This window comes from Salmonella sp. FC25216 (genome assembly GCF_057751355.1).
Window position 1 is genome coordinate 15,006 of sequence record NZ_JBDGON010000007.1, and the last position, 16,482, is coordinate 31,487.

The window sequence follows — 16,482 nt, forward strand, 5'->3', positions numbered from 1 at the left end:
TCGTTCGGGGGAGGGAGTTTGAAAGAGACCATGCTGACATCCCATTTTTCCCTTCCCTTTGCCGAACACAGGCTGCATATCGTCGACTTTGATGCGAGCAGCTTTCATGAACACGACCTGTTATGGCTTCCTCATCACGAGCGGCTCCGGTCTGCCGGACGCAAGCGTAAAGCTGAACATTTAGCAGGCCGCATCGCCGCCGTTCATGCGCTACGCAAGGTGGGTGTCAGGACGGCGCCCGGTATTGGCGATAAGCGACAGCCGCTATGGCCGGACGGCGTATTTGGCAGCATCAGCCACTGCGCGTCAACGGCGCTGGCAGTCATATCCCGACAGCGCATCGGCGTTGATATAGAAAAAATCATGAGTCAGCATACCGCGACAGAACTGGCGTCATCCATTATTGATAGCGATGAGCGCCAAATTCTCCAGGCGAGCTCGCTCCCTTTTCCGCTTGCCCTGACGCTGGCTTTTTCCGCCAAGGAGAGCGTTTATAAAGCCTTTTCAGACCACGCCACACTACCGGGATTCGATAGCGCAAAAATTACTTCGCTTACCGCCACGCAAATCTCGTTAAATCTGCTGCCAGCCTTTGTCACCACGATGGCTGAACGTATCGTCCATATAGGGTGGTTCCAGCGTGATAATAGCGTTATTACGCTCTGCTCCTGGAATGACGCGCTTTCCCCACAACAGGAGCGCTCCCGCTTCTATACTTAGCGCAATAACCCGATAAATGAGATCGCTATGGTGCTGAATGATTTTCACGTTTCTGAACCTTATACGCTTGGTATTGAGCTGGAGATGCAGGTGGTCAACCCGCCAGGCTACGATTTAAGTCAGGACTCTTCTACGCTGATTGACACCGTTAAGCCCCAAGTTACTGCGGGAGAAATTAAACACGATATCACCGAAAGTATGCTGGAGATGGCCACGGACGTCTGCCGCGACATTGACCAGGCGGCGGCCCAGCTTTCTGCCATACAACACGTTATTTTACAGGCGGCGTCGGAACACCATCTCGGCATTTGCGGCGGCGGTACGCACCCTTTTCAAAAATGGCAGCGTCAGGAGGTCTGTGATAATGAGCGCTATCAGCGCACGCTGGAAAATTTCGGCTACTTAATTCAACAGGCGACGGTTTTCGGCCAACATGTCCACGTCGGCTGCGCGAATGGCGACGATGCGATTTACCTTTTACACGGGCTGTCGCGTTTTGTGCCGCATTTTATTGCGCTCTCCGCCGCGTCCCCCTATATGCAAGGCTCTGACACCCGTTTTGCCTGTGCGCGTCTGAATATTTTTTCCGCTTTTCCCGATAACGGTCCCATGCCGTGGGTCAGTAACTGGCAAGAATTTGCCGGATTATTTCGTCGTCTGTCTTACACCACGATGATTGACAGCATCAAAGATTTGCACTGGGATATCCGCCCCAGCCCTGCCTTTGGCACGGTAGAAGTTCGGGTGATGGATACGCCGCTCACCCTTGATCATGCTATCAATATGGCAGGGCTGATTCAGGCGACCGCTCACTGGCTGCTGACCGAACGTCCCTTTAAACCGCAGGAGCAAGACTATCTGTTATATAAATTCAACCGTTTTCAGGCCTGCCGCTATGGTCTGGAGGGCGTGCTAACCGATGTCTATACCAGCGACCGCCGTCGGCTGGCAGATGATACGCTGCGTCTGCTGGACAACGTTACCCCCTCTGCACGCAAGCTGGGCGCCGACAGCGCAATTGACGCGCTACGTCTGCAGGTGAAAAAAGGCGGTAACGAAGCGCAATATATGCGGGAGTTTATTGCCGACGGCGGATCGCTGATAGGCCTGGTACAAAAACATTGTGAAATCTGGGCGGGACAATAGACAGCATATTTGCCTTACCAGGCGATATCCCGGACAATGGTGTTTTAACTTACGTTTAACAAAACCATGAAACACCCGCTTGAATCATTGATGACCGCTGCCGGTATTTTGCTGATGGCGTTGCTCTCCAGCCTGCTATTGCCCGCCCCTTCGCTCGGCCTTGCGCTGGCGCAAAAGCTGGTCGGGATCTTTCATCTTATGGATCTCAACCAGCTTTATACTTTGCTGTTTTGTTTATGGTTTCTGCTGCTCGGCACGCTGGAATATTATGTTATTCGCTTTATCTGGCGGCGCTGGTTTTCGCTGGCCGATTAAACATTTCAATGCGTACGGCCATGCTTTTCTTTGCGATAAGCGCCTGGCGGCAGGTTGAACGTGCGGGTAAAAATGCGCGTAAAGGTTTGCTGCGAATCAAAACCATACTTGAGACAAATATCATACACTTTCTGGTCGGTGTCGCGCAGATCGCGCGCCGCCAGTTTTAGCTTCCGTTCACGCACGTAGCGCCCCAGACTCTCCCCTTTGTACTGCATAAAAAGGCGCTGCAAATGCCACTTGGAATACCCCGCATGACGGGCAATATCATCAATACGTAACGGCTGATTCAAATTATCATCAATCCACTCGACAATCGTGTCGATAACCTGAGCGGAAATGGTCATCGTGCTCTCCTCTCTATCAAACTCGTCAACGGCTCCCACACCGCACATTTACTGCAATAGCAATAAGCATAGTAATAACCACACAAATTGTGAGATGGCTTATGGCATGGCCTGCAATACGCTTTTCCACCACTTCACGCGGATAGCCCTTGATTATGAGTGAGTAAGCACTCATTATAGAAAGCAAAGATACGCCGTCAAGGTACTTTTCAAAGGTTGACATTCACCGTTGCGACGTGAGAACAGGCATGATTCAATCGTGTTTTTACAGACATAAGGGTAACGTGTAGTGGCTCGTCCGAAGAGTGAAGATAAAAAACAGGCATTACTGGAAGCGGCAACCCAGGCAATAGCGCAATCCGGCATCGCCGCCTCAACGGCGGTGATTGCGCGTAACGCAGGCGTTGCAGAAGGAACATTGTTTCGCTATTTCGCGACCAAAGATGAGCTGATTAACACGTTGTATTTGCATTTAAAGCAGGATCTCTGCCGGTCAATGATCATGGAGCTGGATCGATCCATTACCGATGCCAAAACGATGACCCGTTTTATCTGGAACAGTTATATCAACTGGGGCCTGAACTATCCCGCACGGCACCGGGCGATCCGTCAACTGGCCGTCAGCGAAAAGATCACCAAAGAGACGGAACAACGGGCCGACGATATGTTCCCCGAACTGCGCGATTTATGTCATCGCTCCGTTTTGATGGTGTTTATGTCAGATGAGTACCGCGCCTTCGGCGACGGCCTTTTTCTGGCACTGGCCGAAACGACAATGGATTTCGCCGCGCGCGATCCCGCTCGCGCTGGCGAATTTATTGCGCTGGGATTCGAAGCCATGTGGCGCGCGCTGACTCGCGAGGAGCAATAATGGACGGTCACACACTGCACGCCTGTGCAAAACGCTTTGCGCTGGAACTGCCTTTTACCGAACACTGCTGGCCTTTCGGCCCACAGTACGATGTGTTTAAAGTCGGCGGCAAAATATTCATGCTTTTCACTGAACATCACTGCCGTCCGCTGGTGAACCTAAAGTCGGACCCGCAAAAATCTCTGTTGAATCAGCAAATTTACCCCAGTATTGTGCCTGGCTATCACATGAATAAGAAACACTGGATTTCAGTCTATGCAGGCGAGGATATCACCGTCTCGCTACTCAACGATTTGATAAATGACTCATGGGATCTGGTGGTAGATGGGTTACCCAAACGAGAGCAACAGCGCCTGCGGCCGCGCTGATGCAATACTCGTCGCAATAATCGTTTCGCATTTTCCACCCTTATCTTTTTGCCGATAACCCGGTACCCTGCTGATACAAAAGGGTACTAAACCAACCAGGAGCATTTATGGACATCGTTTCTGTCGCCTTAAAACGCTACTCCACCAAGGCGTTCGATCCCAGCAAAAAACTGACCGCCGAAGAAGCGGATAAAGTAAAAACACTGCTACAGTACAGCCCCTCCAGCACCAACTCCCAGCCGTGGCACTTTATTGTTGCCAGTACGGAAGAAGGCAAAGCGCGCGTCGCAAAATCCGCTGCCGCCAATTATGTGTTTAACGAACGTAAAATGTTGGACGCATCCCATGTCGTCGTGTTTTGCGCAAAAACCGCAATGGATGACGCATGGCTTGAGCGCGTCGTCGATCAGGAGGAAGCCGATGGCCGTTTCGCTACGCCGGAAGCTAAAGCGGCAAATGATAAAGGTCGCCGCTTTTTCGCCGATATGCACCGCGTCTCGCTAAGAGATGACCATCAATGGATGGCGAAACAGGTTTATCTGAACGTCGGCAACTTTCTGCTGGGCGTCGCCGCGATGGGTCTCGACGCCGTCCCCATTGAAGGTTTCGACGCTGACGTGCTCGACGCCGAATTTGGTCTGAAAGAAAAAGGCTATACCAGTCTGGTGGTGGTGCCGGTCGGCCATCATAGCGTCGAGGATTTCAATGCCGGGCTGCCGAAATCACGTCTGCCGCTTGAAACCACACTGACGGAAGTCTGAACCTCTGCCTAAGCCGGACGCCCGTCCGGCTTTTTCACTTTCTGCCAGGTTCCCCAATGATAAATGGCGCGAAGTGCCAGGTTTTACATCACTAGTGTTAACTTATTCCTGCAATACACTGAAAAAGAATAACATTTAAAACTGGCACGCCGTTTATTTTACAGCAACGCAGTGTCGGCCCGTAACCATCCACTGACTACCCGCTGCTATATGTGAAAGGCTGAGTATTAATATTTGCGCATCGTAAGGGCCGCTTGCTGGCGGCGCCAGCATTGCCGAACGCCAGCCAGAAAGATAGCTTTAATACGAATCCTGGCTCGCCCATCACAACTGGAACCATGCAGGCGCTCAAGTCCGCTTTTTGTTGTCAGTGAGGGAAATTTTCATGGCGAATAATCACGATTATCGCGGATATATATACAATATACACTCATCGCGGTAAGAAATATTTAACCTGAAATTCTAATATATTAGAATACAGAATTGAATAATCAATTGGTTGATGTTTCTCATCAATTGCTTGCGTCTGAATTTTTAAAATAGGATCTTTAGTACTTATATGAAGAACACTTGCAATTTCAGGTGTTGGAAATATTGGAGAAAATGTTTCAAAAGTACCAATAATTTTAACATTACATTCATTTTCAATATATGAGAATTTAGATTTTTTCATATGTGAGACTGTTAGTTCCGGGAAACGCCCTACAGATAGCCAGGTTTCTTCTAACTGCGCGAGTTTATTATCAATAATACGCAATCGTTTTATATAATACACTGGTTCATTTTCTGTTATATTCAGTTCCCTTGAAATAAGATGTGTAGCTCCCTGCACTTCAAATCTCATAATCTGGCTAACAATTTCTTTACCACTATTTTTAGCTATTTCACTCAGACAATTCATATGCTCTACATGTGCAATGAAGCTCTTTCTTCTCACATAAGTTCCAGCCCCATGCTTACGTTCGATCATACCTTCTTTTTCTAAAATATCTAATGCCTTTCGTAATGTGTTACGTGATACGTTATAAGTCTGAGAAAGCTGGATTTCGGTTGGTAGCAGATCCCCTACATTATATGTGTATCCATTAATATTATCTTTTAGCTTTCTTGCAATGTCCTGAAATACCACTTTTGCACCTCTTTAAAATCATTAAAAACAATAAGTTATGCATCAAAAAAAACCAATTCTCACCAATGGTTCACTTTTCCACCTCAAAATGCACCTATTTATTAAAATCTATTGTGACCAATGTAACAAAAAATAAACCAAGGAATAAATAACATAAAATGCGCTGATTGAGATTTAATATACTAAAGAGGGATGTATATGAAAAATATATTATTGGTTTGTGCGGCTGGTATGTCTACCAGTATGCTGGTTAAACGCATGTGTGAGTACGCTGCAACTATAAATGCTGAGGTCAATATCAATGCACTGGCAATTGCAGAGGCTAAAAACAAGATTAAAAACAATGAAGCGGATATTGTTTTGTTAGGCCCACAAGTCCGCTTCCAGAAATCTGAAATTGAAGGCGTTGCTCAGGGAAGAATCCCTGTAGCAGTGATTGACATGAAAGATTATGGGGCGATGAATGGTAAATCAGTTCTTGAATTTGCCTTTAAGCTTCTTGAACAACAATACAACCAATAACATTATCCATTAATAGATTTGTTCCTGAAAAAAACTGGAAAGTTAGTTCCGATCATAATCAGGAACGAATCCTCATATTCAAAAAATAAGTTTTTCATAATTGCAGGTGATTACAATGGGATTAATGAATTCCTTTGAACGTGGGATGGAGCGCTTTCTTGTTCCAATAGCAATAAAACTGAATTCACAGAAGCATGTAGCAGCGGTCAGGGATGGATTTGTTTATACATTCCCTATTATTATGGCGAGTTCATTAATTATCTTAATCAACTTTGCAATATTGTCGCCTGACGGATTTATAGCAGGACTATTACATCTTGGTAGTGTTTTCCCTCATCTGGAAAAAGCACAGGCCATATTTACACCTGTAATGAATGGTTCTGTAAACATAATGTCTATAATGATTGCGTTTCTTGTAGCCCGCAACATGGCTATCAGTTACGAACAAGACGATCTCTTGTGCGGACTGACCGCTATAGGTGCATTTTTTATTGTCTACACGCCATATCAACTGATTGATAATCAGGCATTTTTGACAACAAAATATTTAGGCGCACAGGGGCTTTTTGTCGCAGTAATTGTGGCATTATTAACAAGTGAAATTTTTTGTCGAATGGCAAGAAATCCCAAAATTGCGATAACTATGCCAGCGGCTGTTCCACCCGCTGTTGCTCGCTCATTCAAGGTGTTATTGCCTATCTTTTTTGTGATGGTGTTCTTCTCTGCACTGAATTATTTATTATCATTAATTTCACCTAATGGGCTTAATGATCTTATTTATACATTAATTCAGGCACCACTAAAACATATGGGAACAAACATATTTGCAGTGATTATTCTTGGCGCGGTCGGCAATTTTTTGTGGGTACTTGGGATACATGGTCCTAACACTACATCTGCAATTCGTGAAACGGTATTCTCCGAAGCTAATCTTGAAAATCTCTCATGGGCTGCACAACACGGATCAACATGGGGGGCTCCTTATCCAATAACCTGGACGTCAATTAATGATGCGTTTGCAAATTGCGGCGGTTCAGGTATGACATTAGGACTACTAATAGCCATTCTGATAGCTTCTCGTCGTGCTGAGTATAGGGATTTGGCAAAGATGTCATTTATCCCTGGTATTTTTAATATCAATGAGCCTGTCATGTTTGGATTACCTATTGTTCTGAACCCGATTATGATGGTTCCATTTATTCTTGTGCCAATCGTTAACTGTACAATTGGTTATTTCTTTGTCTCAATGAAGATCATTCCTCCAGTTGCTTATGCTGTTCCCTGGACAACACCCGGACCATTGATTGCATTTCTCGGAACGGGGGGGAACTGGTTAGCTTTGCTTGTCGGATTCCTGTGTCTGGGAGTTGCTACGTTAATTTATTTACCGTTTGTCATTGCGTCAAATAAAGTCAATACCGCGATGACTGATTAACAGATTTTTAATTAATATTCAGGAGTGTTGTATGTTTGCTGATGAAGAAACTGTCATGGAATTATTAATTCATGCTGGTCAAGCACGCTCTGATGCAATGGAAGCTATCAAATATGCACGATTGAAAGACTGGGATTCTGTTACCAGACTAATGAAAAGCTCGGAAGAAGCATGTCTGAATGCTCACAAAATTCAGACTGCTTTAATCGGTCAGGATGAAGGATGCGGGAAAATTAGTGTCAATTTGATTCTTATACATGCTCAGGATCATTTAATGACTGCCATATTGTGCCAGGATTTGGCAAAAGAAATTATTTCCCTCAGAAGGGATTTAACCAGTTAATAAATTTTTTCCTCCAGTTAAAGCTGGAGGAACTTACTTCTACCTGTCAAGAGTATTTAAATGAAAGCAAAAAATGTAAAACTCAGCCTGTTGTGCATATTTATTGGCATGGCGTTATATCCTGCTGATGTTCTTGCCAGTAAATTAACGGTTGAGCAACGGCTCGAACTTCTGGAATCTGAATTATCTGCAAATAAAAAAGAATTGCAGATAACAAAATATGAACTTAGCACATATAAAAATAAAATTGCGACCTTACAGAAAAGTGTTGCTGAAAATAGCTATCGTAATACTGCCATTCCAGATATTACGGCCACATCACCTGTTTCTGAAAACATTAACAATGAAAACGGTGAAATCAACCAATCTGGTTCCCATGTTCCAGTCAAAGGCACACAACAAGTAGCAGTAATAGACAGCAATGGCAAAAATACAACTATTGAAAGCGTTACTCTAAAAGATATCAGTAAATATGTAAAAGATGATATTGGCTTTAGTTATCAGGGCTACTTCCGTTCTGGCTGGGCGACGGGTAATCATGGTTCCCCGGAAACCTATGCCGCCGGATCACTAGGACGCTTTGGTAACGAAACAAGCGGATGGTTCGATTTAACGCTAAACCAGCGTGTTTATAACCAGGACGGTAAAACAGCTACTGCTGTTGTCACGTATGATGGTAACGTTGGTGAACAATACAATGATGCATGGTTTGGCGATAGTGATAATGAAAATATCATGCAGTTCAGCGATATTTTTCTGACCACTCGAGGATTTTTACCATTTGCTCCTGATGCTGATTTTTGGGTTGGTAAACATAAATTACCACAATATGAAATTCAGATGCTTGACTGGAAAACTCTCACAGCAGATGTGGCTGCGGGGGTTGGTATTGAAAATTGGCTCTTAGGGCCGGGGATGCTTGATGTTTCGTTAAGTCGTGATGATGTTGATGTATATTCTCGTAATTTTGAGCATACTACTCAAATGAACACAAACTCTATTGACTTACGTTATCGAAATATTCCTTTATGGAAAGATGGCACATTATCATTAATGGCTAAATATTCTTCCCCGAATAAAACCGATCAGCAAAAAGACAATGAAAATAATGATAGTTATTTTGAAATGAAAGATAGTTGGATGTTAACTTCAATTATTCATCAAAATCTTGACCGGGATGCCTTTAACGAATTCACATTACAAATTGCTAATAATTCATTTGCCAGCAGTTTTTCTAGTTTCTCTGATGCAAGCAATACTATGTCTCATGGTCGTTATTATTATGGTGATCATACAAATGGTATTGCCTGGCGTTTAATTTCACAGGGGGAAATGTATCTTGGTAATAATATCATTATTGCAAATGCCCTTGTTTATTCTCACGGGGAAGATATTTATAGCTATGAGAGTGGCGCACATAGCGATTTTGATAGCATACGTACCGTTATTCGTCCAGCATGGATCTGGAATACCTGGAACCAGACGGGGATAGAATTAGGCTGGTTTAAACAAAAAAATAAAACTCAGCAAGGTATTAGTCTGGATGAGTCAGCCTATAAAACTACGCTCTATCATGCTTTTAAAGTTGGCACCAGTATTTTAGGTTCAAGACCGGAAATCCGTTTCTATGGAACATACATTAACATTCTGGATAATGAATTATCTAATTTCAATTTTAACGATAATAGCAAAGACGAATTTATGGCTGGTGTTCAGGCTGAAGTTTGGTGGTAATTTAAAATTTCTCATTAAGGAGCAAGGTTATGTCAGGATTTAAAAGTGATTTTCTATGGGGGGGAGCTGTTGCTGCACATCAACTGGAAGGAGGCTGGAACGAAGGGGGAAAAGGGATTAGTATTGCAGATGTTATGACGGCTGGAGCTTATGGTGTTTCGCGTGAAATCACCCCAGGAATAATAGAGGGTCGTAATTATCCCAATCATGAAGCAATTGATTTTTATCATCGCTATAAAGATGACATTAAACTTTTCGCGGAAATGGGTTTTAAATGTTTTCGCACATCAATAGCCTGGACCAGAATTTTTCCTAATGGGGATGAGATTGAACCTAATGAAGAGGGGTTACAATTTTACGATGCGGTATTTGATGAATGTTTCAAATACAATATCGAACCTGTAATCACATTGTCTCATTTTGAAATGCCATATCATCTGGTGACTGAATACGGTGGTTGGCGTAATCGCAAAATGATTGAATTTTTCACACGCTTTGCGAAAGTAGTTTTTAACCGTTATCAGTCGAAAGTAAAATACTGGATGACTTTTAATGAAATAAATAACCAGGTCAATTTCCGTGAAAGTCTCTGCCCGTTTACTAATTCTGGAATTCTGTATTCTGATGATGAAGGGGAACATGACCGAGAAAGAATTATGTATCAGGCTGTACATTACGAACTGGTCGCCAGTGCCATTGCCGTTAGTGTCGGGCATGAAATCAATCCAGATTTTAAAATTGGTTGCATGATTGCTATGTGCCCCATCTATCCTCTTACTTGCACTCCTGAAGATATGATGATGTCTGTAAGTGCGATGCATCGCCGTTATTGGTTCACTGATGTGCATGTACGTGGCTATTACCCACAATACATGCTCAACTATTTCGATAAACAGAGGTTTCATCTTGATATTACCGAAAATGATCTTAATATTCTCCAATATGGCTGTGTGGATTATATCGGATTTAGTTACTATATGTCATTTGTAACTAAATCTACGGAAGATAACCCTGATTTCAACTATGTTGAACCGCATCATTTGGTTAAAAATCCATATATTCAAACTTCAGACTGGGGGTGGCAAGTAGATGCTTGTGGCATACGTTATTCCCTCAATTGGTTCTGGGATCGTTTCCAGTTACCAATGTTTATTGTGGAGAATGGTTTCGGAGCCGTTGATTTTGTTCAACATGATGGAACAATAGACGATCAATATCGCATCGATTATCTCGCTGCGCATGTTCGTGAGATGAAAAAAGCCGTTGTTGAAGATGGTGTTGATTTAATAGGATATACCCCATGGGGATGTATAGACTTAATATCTGCTGGTACTGGAGAAATGAAAAAACGTTATGGGATGATTTATGTGGACAAAGATAATGATGGGAATGGTACTCTCGAACGGCGTCGTAAAAATTCTTTTTACTGGTATAAAGAATTGATTTCTCAGAATGGTAATAATATTTAATTTTTACTTTGATTTTTTAATTTAAATTCAAAAGGGACTCCACCGGAGCCCCTTTATTTGACGTTAGATAATGATAAACATGCCAATCAGTATTGAGATACTAACTACCAATAAAAATGATTCAACTCTAAATCCTAATGTTAATCGATTTGGTAAACTTCTTATCAACTTGTAACTTTAGATACTTATACCATCATGTAGAAACCTATAATATTTAAAATTCAAACTACTGATTATAAATTTAACTGGCGTCACTGGCTTCGCCCACTTCTGTGAAAAAACTTATTTTTTTCAGTGTCTAACGTTACACGAATGAACCGGGCAGCCCTCCCTGGCGTGTCATCAGAATCGTGCGCTAAACCCGATGTTATAGCGGGTTTGATTGCCATCGCTTAGCCCTGCCGTTTGCGCCAACCCGGCAAAGGCTGACATCGTTGTCGACAGCGGAAAATCTGCGCCAACCGCCATATCGATCCAATTTTTATCCTGCGTTTTCCCGGCGCGGCTAAACGTCAGCGCGGTCGATTTAAGGCCGCCGTTTGCCACATACGCATCATCGCCAAACTGGCGGCGATAATTAATCTGCGCCCAGGAATGAATGACGCTATCGCGGATATCCAGACGCCAACCAGCGCTACCCACCTGCGAATGGGCGTTTTGGTCGCCAAAATGCATTGATGTGCTGGTATTGAGTTTCTCGCTATAACCATTAACGTGGCTATAATCCCACGCATATTGCAACATTGGTCCAGTCGTTAACCACGACATCAGAACAAAATCGTAACCACTGGTTAACCTGGCGCCCCACAGCCGGCCGTTGGTTTCGCCCTCTTCCACGCGTCTTAGCGCACCAAGCGTTATACTGCGCTGAACGTTGCTGAAGTTAGCGGACAGGTAGTGTAAATCGCCATCCAGCCACGCCTGCCCGGCGCGTAAATGGCTGAACACGGCGGCCTGCAAGCCGCGGGCGTCATAACGATAATTATCGTCAGGACGTTGCTTATCCAGAGAACCGGCTATCAGCCCTCCCAGCAGTACCTGCTCGTTAAGCTGATAATCGACGCCAACCGTCAGATTATTATGATTACCGTGGCCATCGGCCTCGTTATTATCATAACGCTGATATCCGCCGCTGTATCCGCCGAACATGCCCAACGAACCGACAGGGTTTTCCCCCTGGCGAAGCTGCTGATAACGGCTGTCAAGCGTGTCACGACTGCCGCGCACCATCGACTGAACGCTTTGGTTCAGATATGTCACCTGTACCGGCGCGGCAATAATCGACTGGATATATTGCGCAATAATGGTATGGACCTGCGGACCGGGATGTAAATGATCGGCAAACAGATAGTCCTGCGACGCATTAAATCCCGGCATTGCCGAAGAGCACGCCGAGGCGGATACGCCCGGCGGGCAGGCCATACCCACGGTATTTGTCAGACCAAACGCCTGTGGATTGGCGAGAACTTCCTTAAAAAGACCGTTAATATTGGCACGGACAATATTACCACCGTGTTGCTCCAGCCCCTTTTCTTCCATCTGATTATAATAATCGGTCAGATCTGACGCCTGGCCTGCCGCCGTTTTATAGCCCGCCAGCAGTTGCTCAACGATCCGTTGCTGAATAGACGGGTCACTGCTTACCGTTACAGCCGCCGCCAGCAACGCCTTGCGGATCGCCTGCTGCCGACTGGCGGAATCAGGCGTCTCCCCCATCGCCAGCGCATCTAACGCCGCCTTTAGCGCCGGGGGCGCAGCGGCGCCCAGCCCGGCGGTGATTACCGCCTCCAGGAGTATTGGCGTCACACTAATGTCCGGTACGTTTGGTACCACGACCAGCCCGGCACCTGCATCCACTAGCAGCCCTACCTGCGCCGCCGCGTTAGTGGCGCTATTACCGGCTATTTGCCACGCCATAGCTGGCTGCGTGATGGCCGCCGCCAGATCGTTTCCACCGACCCAGTGAATATACAAGCCGTTGTGATCGGCTTTTCCGCCCGTTTTGGCAAGCCACTGCCGTACCTGATCCGCCGTATTATCCTGGGGGTTTAATTCCGGCGTCGCCGTCGCGCCGCCGGCGGCATAATTAGAACCGCCTTTGTTGGAGGGGCTTAATGCCAGCCCATATCGCTCGGCCAACTGTTCGTCGTAGAGCTTATTTTGACCACCATCCCAGGTCCAGCGACCGTTATTCCCGGTATCGCTAAGGCTATCGCCAAATACCGTAAGAGAGTCAAACGCCCAGGCGGATAATGGCGTGGCCAGCGCCAGCAAGAGTATGTGGTGTTTTACCAGGGTACGCTTTTGAGTCATCCCATGTTCCTTAATGTTATTGTTGGTAGGTACGACGATGCTAATCATCATCCGACAGAGACATTGCAATCGTTTTAAGCATTCTGGTTAAAATGTTTTCATCCATTGTTTACGGACTGGCGCCTGTTAAAAAAGGGGGGCCGGCGTAAAATAATGACGTTTGTGGGGCGCTGAATAAAATATAGCGTATGGATAAATCCAAAAGCATTTTTATCCGTCTCCCGCTGTTTATGCCTGAAGCGCAGGCATCCTGATTTGCATAAATGCCATTCAGCAGTCATCATAGGCTGCTGTTTATAAAGGAGAGATTATGCAGGAATTGATATCCCAGGTAGAAGATTTAGCGGGTATTGAAATGAATCACACCACGTCGCTGGTGGTGATATTTGGTATTATTTTTCTGACGGCTGTTGTCGTGCATATTATTTTGCACTGGATAGTACTGCGCGCTTTTGAAAAACGCGTCAGCGCCAGTTCCCGCCTGTGGCTGCAAATTATCACCCAGAATAAATTATTCCATCGTCTGGCTTTTACGCTACAAGGCATCATTGTCAATATTCAGGCCGCGCTCTGGCTGCAAAAAGGCAGTGAGGCTGCGGATATCCTGACGACCTGCGCACAGTTATGGATTATGACCTACGCCCTGCTGTCGTTGTTTTCCCTGCTGGACGTGATTTTCAATCTGTCGCAAAAATGGCCCGCCGCTTCTCAACTGCCGCTAAAAGGAATATTCCAGGGCATTAAGCTCATCGGTGCGATTATCGTTGGCATTTTGATGATCTCACTGCTGATTGGCCAGTCACCGGCGATTTTAATCAGCGGTCTGGGCGCGATGGCTGCGGTATTAATGCTGGTCTTTAAAGACCCGATTCTTGGACTGGTTGCCGGTATACAGCTTTCCGCCAACGATATGCTCAAACTGGGCGACTGGCTGGAGATGCCGAAATATGGTGCAGATGGCGCGGTCATTGATATTGGTTTAACTACGGTAAAAGTGCGCAACTGGGATAATACCATCACCACCATTCCCACCTGGTCGCTGGTTTCCGATTCGTTTAAAAACTGGAGCGGCATGTCTGCGTCCGGCGGACGCCGGATTAAACGCAGCATTAATATTGACGCGACCAGCATCCATTTTCTGGATGACGATGAAAAACAGCGACTGTTAACCGCGCAACTGTTAAAGCCGTACCTTACCAGCCGCCATCAGGAAATCGATGAATGGAATAAACAACTGGATGCGCCAGAATCAGCCTTAAATCACCGCCGAATGACCAATATCGGGACATTTCGCGCCTATCTGAACGAATATTTACGCCACCATCCGCGCATCCGTAAAGATATGACGCTGATGGTGCGCCAACTGGCGCCTGATGATCATGGTTTGCCGATAGAGATCTATGCCTTTACCAATACCGTCGTGTGGCTGGAATATGAGAGCATTCAGGCCGATATTTTCGACCATATTTTTGCCGTGGTGGAAGAGTTCGGCTTACGTATTCATCAGACGCCGACCGGCAGCGATATTCGTGCGCTGTCAGGGACGTTGAGGCATTAATGGATTGCCCGATCGCATGAGCATGGGATCGGGCAAAAAAGTTAATGGGCCTTACGGCGCAAAACGTTAAACGCGATAAACAGGAAAACAATCCATACTGGCAGCAAAATCGCCGACAATCGCATATCGTCCATCGTACACATTAACACCAGAATCAGCGCCAGAAACGCAATGCACAAATAGTTCCCGGCGGGATAGAGCAACGCCTTAAATTGCGTCTCGCGCCCTTTACGGCGCATCGCCGCGCGAAAACGTAAATGCGCGAGACAAATCATTATCCAGTTTAGCAACAGTGTCGCGACAACCAGCGCCATCAACAAGCTAAACGCTTTTTGCGGCAGCAGATAGTTGATCAACACCACCAGAGAGGTAATTGCCCCGGAAAGCATCAGCGAGTTCACCGGCACACCGCGATGGCTGACGCGGGTTAAAAATTTCGGCGCATTGCCTTGTACGGACAGGCCGAACAGCATTCGGCTATTCGAATAAACGCCGCTGTTATACACCGAAAGCGACACGACCAGAATAACGAAATTCAGCGCCGAAGCCACCACATTGCTGTCAAGATTATGGAAAATCATTACAAAAGGACTGCTATTGGATTTCACCTCTCCCCACGGATAGAGCGCCAGCAGAACCACCAGCGAACCGATGTAGAACAGCAAAATACGGTATACCACCTGATTAACCGCTTTCGGGATGCTTTTTTGCGGATCGCGCGCTTCCGCCGCAGTAATGCCGATCAGCTCCAGTCCGCCAAAAGAAAACATAATCACCGCCAGCGACAGAAGCAAACCATGCCAACCGGTAGCGAAGAAACCGTTATAACGCCAGAGGTTATCAATGCTGGCATGTTCGCCGCCGTGGCCGGAAAACAGCAGCCACAGACCAAAACCTATCATGCCGATAATCGCCAGCACTTTAATCAGCGCGAACCAGAATTCCGTTTCGCCATACAGACGAACGTTCACCAGATTCACGGCATTAATGATAATAAAAAACGCCGCCGCCCATATCCACGTTGGTACGTCAGGCAGCCAGTACTGCATATAGATGCCCGCCGCGGTCAGCTCCGCCATCCCAACCAGCACAAACATAACCCAATAGTTCCAGCCCGACAAAAAGCCCGCAAACGGCCCCCAATATTTCCAGGCGAAGTGAGCAAACGATCCGGAAACCGGCTCTTCCACGACCATTTCACCCAACTGGCGCATAATGAGAAAAGCGATAATCCCGGCAACGCCGTAGCCCAACAAAACAGCCGGCCCCGCCATTTGAATCGCCGGGCCGATACCCAGAAACAGTCCGGTGCCAATGGCGCCGCCCAACGCGATTAGCTGAATATGACGGTTTTGCAACCCCCGCTGAAGCGTCGGTTCATTCTTCGACGCGGCATCCGACACGCTGGCGCCGGATGCAGTTGACGCGTTTTTCACGTCCTACCCCTGTAT

The 16,482-nt window shown here is 46.0% G+C and carries 15 protein-coding genes and 1 pseudogene; 12 read left to right on the top strand and 4 right to left on the bottom strand.

Going from position 1 to position 16,482, the window contains the following annotated elements; genetic code table 11:
* Positions 1-30 precede the first annotated feature (30 nt).
* From entD to AC3G3F_RS14840, 3 genes and pseudogenes are all read left to right on the top strand, one after another.
* Positions 31-736 (top strand): annotated as a pseudogene (gene entD, locus AC3G3F_RS14830) (enterobactin synthase subunit EntD).
* A gap of 11 nt (positions 737-747) precedes the next feature.
* Positions 748-1,866, top strand: coding sequence for a YbdK family carboxylate-amine ligase (locus AC3G3F_RS14835; protein WP_023246771.1), 1,119 nt, complete (start codon positions 748-750; stop codon positions 1,864-1,866).
* 66 nt (positions 1,867-1,932) lie between these two features.
* Positions 1,933-2,181, top strand: coding sequence for a DUF1158 family protein (locus AC3G3F_RS14840; RefSeq protein ID WP_000682500.1), 249 nt, complete (start codon positions 1,933-1,935; stop codon positions 2,179-2,181).
* A 5-nt stretch (positions 2,182-2,186) separates the two neighbouring features.
* Here the strand turns inward: AC3G3F_RS14840 and AC3G3F_RS14845 are convergent, their stop codons facing one another.
* The gene (locus AC3G3F_RS14845) at positions 2,187-2,528 is read right to left on the bottom strand and encodes a RamA family antibiotic efflux transcriptional regulator (protein ID WP_000155633.1); all 342 of its coding nucleotides are present in this window, start codon (positions 2,526-2,528) and stop codon (positions 2,187-2,189) included.
* Positions 2,529-2,817: 289 nt separating this feature from the next.
* Between AC3G3F_RS14845 and AC3G3F_RS14850 the strand changes: the two genes are divergently transcribed.
* From AC3G3F_RS14850 to nfsB, 3 genes are all read left to right on the top strand, one after another.
* Positions 2,818-3,399 (top strand): TetR/AcrR family transcriptional regulator, encoded by a 582-nt coding sequence (locus AC3G3F_RS14850; protein WP_023246770.1) that lies wholly within the window; start codon positions 2,818-2,820, stop codon positions 3,397-3,399.
* Positions 3,399-3,767 (top strand): MmcQ/YjbR family DNA-binding protein, encoded by a 369-nt coding sequence (locus tag AC3G3F_RS14855; RefSeq protein ID WP_023246769.1) that lies wholly within the window; start codon positions 3,399-3,401, stop codon positions 3,765-3,767. The genes AC3G3F_RS14850 and AC3G3F_RS14855 overlap by 1 nt, the downstream gene beginning before the upstream one ends.
* A 107-nt stretch (positions 3,768-3,874) precedes the next feature.
* A complete protein-coding gene (gene nfsB / locus AC3G3F_RS14860) occupies positions 3,875-4,528 on the top strand; it encodes an oxygen-insensitive NAD(P)H nitroreductase (protein WP_023246768.1) in 654 nt (217 codons plus the stop codon).
* A 430-nt stretch (positions 4,529-4,958) separates the two neighbouring features.
* Here nfsB and AC3G3F_RS14865 read toward each other — a convergent pair whose 3' ends face one another.
* Entirely contained in the window at positions 4,959-5,657 is a 699-nt protein-coding gene (locus AC3G3F_RS14865; protein ID WP_053508470.1) for a GntR family transcriptional regulator, read from the bottom strand.
* Positions 5,658-5,855: 198 nt separating this feature from the next.
* On the opposite strand from AC3G3F_RS14865, the gene AC3G3F_RS14870 reads away from it, so the two are divergent.
* From AC3G3F_RS14870 to AC3G3F_RS14890, 5 genes are all read left to right on the top strand, one after another.
* A complete protein-coding gene (locus AC3G3F_RS14870; protein ID WP_053508472.1) occupies positions 5,856-6,179 on the top strand; it encodes a PTS sugar transporter subunit IIB in 324 nt (107 codons plus the stop codon).
* A gap of 115 nt (positions 6,180-6,294) precedes the next feature.
* On the top strand, positions 6,295-7,614 hold the full coding sequence (locus AC3G3F_RS14875; protein ID WP_053508474.1) for a PTS sugar transporter subunit IIC: 1,320 nt from the start codon (positions 6,295-6,297) through the stop codon (positions 7,612-7,614).
* A gap of 31 nt (positions 7,615-7,645) precedes the next feature.
* A complete protein-coding gene (locus AC3G3F_RS14880) occupies positions 7,646-7,957 on the top strand; it encodes a PTS lactose/cellobiose transporter subunit IIA (protein ID WP_023246764.1) in 312 nt (103 codons plus the stop codon).
* A gap of 60 nt (positions 7,958-8,017) precedes the next feature.
* Positions 8,018-9,691 (top strand): carbohydrate porin, encoded by a 1,674-nt coding sequence (locus AC3G3F_RS14885; RefSeq protein WP_488395242.1) that lies wholly within the window; start codon positions 8,018-8,020, stop codon positions 9,689-9,691.
* 29 nt (positions 9,692-9,720) lie between these two features.
* Complete coding sequence (locus AC3G3F_RS14890; RefSeq protein ID WP_023246762.1) at positions 9,721-11,160, top strand: 6-phospho-beta-glucosidase; 1,440 nt, start codon at positions 9,721-9,723, stop codon at positions 11,158-11,160.
* A 342-nt stretch (positions 11,161-11,502) separates the two neighbouring features.
* On the opposite strand, the gene AC3G3F_RS14895 is transcribed toward AC3G3F_RS14890, so the two are convergent.
* Positions 11,503-13,473 carry an autotransporter outer membrane beta-barrel domain-containing protein gene (locus AC3G3F_RS14895; RefSeq protein ID WP_070801474.1) on the bottom strand — a complete coding sequence of 657 codons (1,971 nt, stop codon included), beginning with the start codon at positions 13,471-13,473 and terminating at the stop codon, positions 11,503-11,505.
* A gap of 310 nt (positions 13,474-13,783) precedes the next feature.
* On the opposite strand from AC3G3F_RS14895, the gene AC3G3F_RS14900 reads away from it, so the two are divergent.
* A complete protein-coding gene (locus AC3G3F_RS14900) occupies positions 13,784-15,031 on the top strand; it encodes a mechanosensitive ion channel family protein (RefSeq protein WP_023246760.1) in 1,248 nt (415 codons plus the stop codon).
* A gap of 41 nt (positions 15,032-15,072) precedes the next feature.
* Here AC3G3F_RS14900 and pheP read toward each other — a convergent pair whose 3' ends face one another.
* Complete coding sequence (pheP, locus tag AC3G3F_RS14905) at positions 15,073-16,467, bottom strand: phenylalanine transporter (protein WP_488395245.1); 1,395 nt, start codon at positions 16,465-16,467, stop codon at positions 15,073-15,075.
* Positions 16,468-16,482: the final 15 nt, after the last annotated feature.

Bases quoted from the DNA above. Each gene is read 5' to 3' on its own strand.
- AC3G3F_RS14845 (WP_000155633.1), bottom strand. From the start codon at position 2,528: ATGACCATTTCCGCTCAGGTTATCGACACGATTGTCGAGTGGATTGAT.
- AC3G3F_RS14895 (WP_070801474.1), bottom strand. From the start codon at position 13,473: ATGACTCAAAAGCGTACCCTGGTAAAACACCACATACTCTTGCTGGCG.
- AC3G3F_RS14875 (WP_053508474.1), top strand. From the start codon at position 6,295: ATGGGATTAATGAATTCCTTTGAACGTGGGATGGAGCGCTTTCTTGTT.
- AC3G3F_RS14835 (WP_023246771.1), top strand. From the start codon at position 748: ATGGTGCTGAATGATTTTCACGTTTCTGAACCTTATACGCTTGGTATT.
- AC3G3F_RS14885 (WP_488395242.1), top strand. From the start codon at position 8,018: ATGAAAGCAAAAAATGTAAAACTCAGCCTGTTGTGCATATTTATTGGC.
- AC3G3F_RS14900 (WP_023246760.1), top strand. From the start codon at position 13,784: ATGCAGGAATTGATATCCCAGGTAGAAGATTTAGCGGGTATTGAAATG.
- AC3G3F_RS14840 (WP_000682500.1), top strand. From the start codon at position 1,933: ATGAAACACCCGCTTGAATCATTGATGACCGCTGCCGGTATTTTGCTG.
- AC3G3F_RS14890 (WP_023246762.1), top strand. From the start codon at position 9,721: ATGTCAGGATTTAAAAGTGATTTTCTATGGGGGGGAGCTGTTGCTGCA.
- AC3G3F_RS14870 (WP_053508472.1), top strand. From the start codon at position 5,856: ATGAAAAATATATTATTGGTTTGTGCGGCTGGTATGTCTACCAGTATG.
- nfsB (WP_023246768.1), top strand. From the start codon at position 3,875: ATGGACATCGTTTCTGTCGCCTTAAAACGCTACTCCACCAAGGCGTTC.
- AC3G3F_RS14880 (WP_023246764.1), top strand. From the start codon at position 7,646: ATGTTTGCTGATGAAGAAACTGTCATGGAATTATTAATTCATGCTGGT.
- AC3G3F_RS14855 (WP_023246769.1), top strand. From the start codon at position 3,399: ATGGACGGTCACACACTGCACGCCTGTGCAAAACGCTTTGCGCTGGAA.